The sequence below is a fragment of the Streptomyces sp. BK208 genome (genome assembly GCF_004364245.1).
GTDB lineage: Bacteria > Actinomycetota > Actinomycetes > Streptomycetales > Streptomycetaceae > Streptomyces.
The window spans coordinates 1-5,451 of record NZ_SOAV01000028.1 but is presented as its reverse complement, the minus strand read 5'-3'; the positions used below and the strand labels follow the sequence as shown (position 1 = coordinate 5,451).

Here is a 5,451-nt window from a genome sequence, read left to right as displayed (position 1 = left end):
CTGGTCCAACTGGTCCTGGACGAGGTGGAGCTGCCCTGGCAGGAGGTGGATCTGCGCCGGTTCTCCGAGGCGGACAGGGAGGCGGAGCTCGAGGCATTCCTCGCCCGCGACCACACCGTCCACTTCGACCCGGCCGCTCCGCCCCTGCTCCGGCTGGCGCTGGTCCGCCTGACCGACGAGCGCAGCGAACTCGTCGTCACCGCCCATCACGTCCTCTTCGACGGCTGGTCCATACCGCTGCTGACACAGGACCTGCTGCGGCTCTACGCCTCCTCGGGCGAGCAGTCGGCATTGCCCGCCGTCGCCGGCTACCGGGACTTCCTGGCCTGGCTGACCCGGCAGGACCGGGCCGCCGCGGCCGACGCCTGGGCCGCGGAACTCGACGGGGTCGAGGAACCCACGCTCATCGCGCCGGCCGCCGTCGGAAGGGCCGCGGCGCACGACACCGGATTCGGCCAGGCCGACGTGAACCTCACCCAGGACGAGGCGGCGCGCATCGCCCGCCGGGCCGGGGAACTGGGCGTCACCGTCAACACCCTGGTGCAGGGCGCCTGGGCCCTGGTGCTCGGACAGCTGACGGGACGGCAGGACGTGCTGTTCGGCGCCACCGTCTCCGGACGGCCGCCCGAGGTGCCCGGCGCCGACGCCATGATCGGCATGTTCATCAACACCCTGCCGGTGCGGGTGCCACTCGCCGCGTCGGACACCGTGGCCGGCCTGCTGCGCGGGCTCCAGCACCGGCAGGCGGCCCTGATGGAACACCATCACCACGGGCTCACCGACATCCAGCAGCGCACCGGGCTCCCGGCCCTCTTCGACACCCTCGTCGTCTTCGAGTCCTATCCCGAGGACCAGGGAGCGCTCACCGAGGCGGGCGAGAAGGCCGGCATCGCCGTCACCGGTCTGCAGCCGTTCTCCGTCACGCACTACCCGCTGATGCTCGCCGCCGACCTCGATCCTTATCTGCGGATCATCCTTCAGTACCGGCTCGACGCACTCGCTCCCGCGGACGTCGAGGACATGGCCGCACGGGTGCGCCGCGTGCTGTGCGCCCTGGCCGAGGACGGCGACCGCAAGCTCGCCGGTGTGCCCATGCTCGCGCCCGCGGAACGCGACCGCCTCCTGCGCACGCTCAACGACACGGCCGTGTCCGTGCCCGACGAGACCGTGCCCGAGCTGTTCGAGCGGCAGGCCGCCCTCACCCCGGACGCGACCGCCGTGGTCTCCGGCGGACTCACCCTGACCTACGGTGAACTGAACACCCGGGCCAACCGCCTCGCGCACCTGCTGATCGAGCGCGGCGTGGCCCCCGAGACCACGGTGGCGCTCGCGCTGCCGCGCTCCGTGGAGCAGATCACCGCACTGCTGGCGGTGGTCAAGGCCGGCGGTGCCTTCCTGCCCGTCGACCCGGCCTATCCGGCCGAGCGGATCTCCTACATGCTCGACGACGCGCAGCCGGCACTGCTGCTGACGCGGGCCGAGTGGACCGGGGGACTCCCCCACCACCCCGGCACCGTCGTACTCGACGAGCCGGACACCCTCGCGCAGCTCGAGCGCCGCCCCGGCGCCGATCCCACCGACGCCGACCGCCGCGGCTCCCTGCGGCCGCAGCACACCGCGTACGTCATCTACACCTCCGGCTCGACCGGACGGCCCAAGGGCGTCGTCGTACCGCACAGCCCGCTGCCCAGCCTGGCCCGCACCGAGATCGAACGGTTCGAGGTGACGGCGCGGTCCAAGGTGCTCGCCTGCACCTCGCCCAGCTTCGACATCTCCGTCATGGAATGGCTGACGGCGTTCGCCGCCGGGGCCACCCTCGTCGTGCCCCCGGGCCAGCAGATCGGCGAGTCCCTCAAGGCCACTCTCGCCGAGGCGGAGATCAGCGTCGGCCTCATCGCCACCTCGACCCTCGCCACCCTGCCGCCCGAGAGGTTCCCGCACCTGGCCACGCTCGGGGTGGGCGGGGAGGCGGTGCCGCCGGGCATCGTGGAGACCTGGGCCCCGGACCGCCGGCTGATCAACGGCTTCGGACCGACCGAGACCACGTGCGTCGCCACGCTGAGCGACCCCCTCGTGGCCGACGGCACGGCCCCGCCCATCGGGCGGCCCGTGCTCAACACACGGCTGTACGTACTGGACCCCTGGCTGCGGCCGGTGCCGCCCGGCGCGGCCGGCGAGCTGTACATCGCCGGCCGGGGTGTCGCCCGGAGCTATCTGCGCCGGCCCGGACTCACCGCCGAGCGTTTCGTCGCCGACCCGTTCGGGCCCGCCGGCGAGCGCATGTACCGCACCGGCGACCAGGTCCGCTGGCGGGACGACGGCCAGCTCGACTACCTCGGCCGGATCGACGACCAGGTGAAGATCCGCGGTTTCCGGATCGAGCCGGGCGAGGTCGAGAACGTCCTGGACGGCCATCCCGGTGTGGTCCGCGCCGCAGTGGTGGCGCGGGCCGGACGCACCGCGGCCGTGGGCAGGCAACTGGTCGGCTACGCCGTGCCGGTGGACGAGCACGTCACCGTGGACGACCTGCGTGCCTTCCTGGCCGAACGGCTGCCCGGCCACATGGTGCCGTCGGCGTTCGTCCTGCTCGACCGGCTGCCCACGACGGCCAACGGAAAGGTGGACCGGGCGGCCCTGCCCGAACCCGGAATCACCGGCTCCGAGTACCGCGCCCCCGACGGCGCCACCGAGACGGCGCTCGCCGCGGTCTTCGCCGAACTGCTCGGCCTCGACCGGGTCGGCGCCGACGACAACTTCTTCGCCCTCGGCGGCCACTCCCTGCTGGCCACACGACTGGTCAGCCGCATCCGCGAATCGCTCGGCACCGAACTGGCCGTGCGCACCGTCTTCGACGCGCCGACCGTCGCCGAACTGGCCCCGCACCTGACCTCCGGCGGACCGGTGCGGCCCGCGCTGCGTCCCCGCACGGACCGTCCCGAGCGGATCCCCCTCTCCTACGCCCAGCGCCGGCTGTGGTTCATGCACCGCTTCGACGGCCCCTCGGCGACCTACAACATCCCGCTGGCCCTCCGGCTGGAGGGCGAGCTGGACGAACCCGCGCTGGCCGCCGCCGTGCGGGACGTGGTGGAGCGGCACGAGAGCCTGCGGACCGTGTTCGACGAGGACGAGGGCGGTGTGCCGTTCCAGCGCGTCGTCCCGCTCGGCGAGGCGGCGCCCGCGCTCGACGTGGTGGAGGTGCCGGCGCACGAACTGACCGACCGGGTGTCCCGGGCGATGGAGCACCGGTTCGATCTCACGGCCGGGATCCCGCTGCGCGCCACCCTGTTCCGGGCCGGGCCGCGGGAGCACGTGCTCGCGCTGGTCACCCACCACATCGCTGCCGACGGGGAGTCGATGGCGCCGCTGGCCCGTGACCTGTCGGTGGCGTACACCGCACGCCTGGACGGCGGTGCCCCGGGCTGGGAGGAACTGCCGGTCCAGTACGCCGACTACACCCTGTGGCAGCGCGACCTCCTCGGCGACCCGGACGACCCCGCCGCCCTCGCGGCGCGGCAGGCGGCGTACTGGCGCGAGGAACTGGCCGGCGTGCCCCAGCCCATGCAACTGCCCCTGGACCGGCCCCGCCCGCCCGTGGCCGGCCACCAGGGCGACATTCTGGAATTCACCCTCGACGCTGACCTCCTGGCCGTGGCCCGGGAGACGGCCCGCCGCCACGACGTCACCATGTCCATGTTCATGCAGGCCGCCCTGTCGGTGCTGCTGGGCCGGCTGGGCGGTGGCGAGGACGTGTCGATCGGGGCGCCCATCGCGGGCCGCGGGGACGAGGCCCTGGGCGATCTGGTCGGCTTCTTCGTGAACACCTGGGTGCTGCGGACGGACCTGTCGGGCAACCCGGCCTTCTCCGAGGTGCTGGAGCGGGTGCGCGGCAAGGCCCTGGCGGCCTACGACAACCAGGACCTGCCCTTCGAACGGCTCGTGGAACTCCTCAACCCCGAGCGGTCCCGGGCCTACCACCCGCTGTTCCAGGTGATGTTCGCCTGGCACGACACGCTGCACGTCGACTTCGACCTGCCCGGACTGACCGCCACCCCCGGAGTCGTGCAGACCCGGACCGCCAAGTTCGACCTCTACCTCACCCTCTCCGAGAACCGGGACGGTACCGGTGCGAGCGGCTACCTCGAGTACGCGACGGAACTCTTCGACCGCGAAACGGTGACCGCGTTCGTCGAGCGGTTCGTGCACGTGCTGCGCGGCCTGGTCGCGGACACCGCCGCACCCGTGTCCGGCGTGGACGTGCTGGTGCCCGGCGAACACGAGCGGCTCGTCGTCGACGTCAACGACAACGAGGTGACCGACCCCGACGTCTCCCTGGTGGAGTTGGTGGAGCGGCGGGTGGTGTCGGCTCCGGACGCGCGTGCGGTGGTCTGCGGTGACGTGGAGTGGTCGTACGGTGAGCTGAACGCGCGGGCGAACCGGCTGGCGCGTGTGCTGGTGGGCCGGGGTGTGGGTCCCGAGTCGCTGGTGGGGCTGGCGCTGCCGCGGTCGGCGGATCTGGTGGTGGGTCTGCTGGGGATCTTGAAGTCTGGTGCGGGTTATGTGCCGATCGATCCGCGGTATCCGAGCCGGCGGCTGGACTACATCGTGGCGGAGGCGGCTCCGGCGCTGGTGCTGACGGATGCGGCGACGGCGGGTGTGGTGCCGGATGTCGGTGTGCCGTTGCTGTTGCTGGAGGACGTGGACCTGGGCGGCGGTGAGAGCGCGGATCTGTCGGAGGGGGAGCGGTCGGCTCCGCTGCGGCCGGAGAACGTGGCGTACGTGATGTACACGTCCGGTTCCACCGGCAACCCCAAGGGCGTCGCCATCACCCACGCCAACCTCGTCAACGGCGTGTCACGGCTGGCCGAGGTGGTCGACCTGCGGCCGGGAGCGCTGATGCTGGGCGCCACCTCCGTCAACTTCGACGTGTCCGTCTTCGAGGTGTTCAGCGCCCTGATCTCGGGCGCCGCCGTCGAGATCGTGCGCGACGTGCTGGAACTCGCCGAACGGGGCGGCTGGACCGGCTCGGTGCTCCAGGCCGTCCCCTCCGTCTTCGAGCGCGTCCTGGAGCAGGTCGCCGGGAAGATGCACGTCGACACCGTCGTCCTCGGTGGTGACGCGTTCCCCGCCGCGCTCCTCGACAGGCTCAAGGACGCGATCCCCGGCGCCCGCTTCAAGCAGGCCTACGGACAGACCGAGGACTTCTACGCCACGACCTACTCCATTCCCCAGGACTGGGCCGGCACGGGCAACGTCCCCATCGGCGGACCTCTCGGCAACATGCGCACGTACGTCCTCGGCCCCGGCCTCGCTCCCGTGCCGGCCGGCGTGGCCGGTGAGCTGTACGTCGGCGGCGCCATCGGCCGCGGCTACCACGAGCGGCCCGGGCTGACCGCGGAGCGCTTCGTCGCCGACCCGTTCGGTGAGCCGGGCAGCCGCATGTACCGCACGGGC

Annotated in this window: 1 protein-coding gene; it reads left to right on the top strand. The window is 72.5% G+C overall.

Going from position 1 to position 5,451, the window contains the following annotated elements; translation table 11 throughout:
* Positions 1-5,451 (top strand): non-ribosomal peptide synthetase (locus EV562_RS34885; protein ID WP_133890879.1); only part of this gene is annotated, 5,451 nt, incomplete at both ends.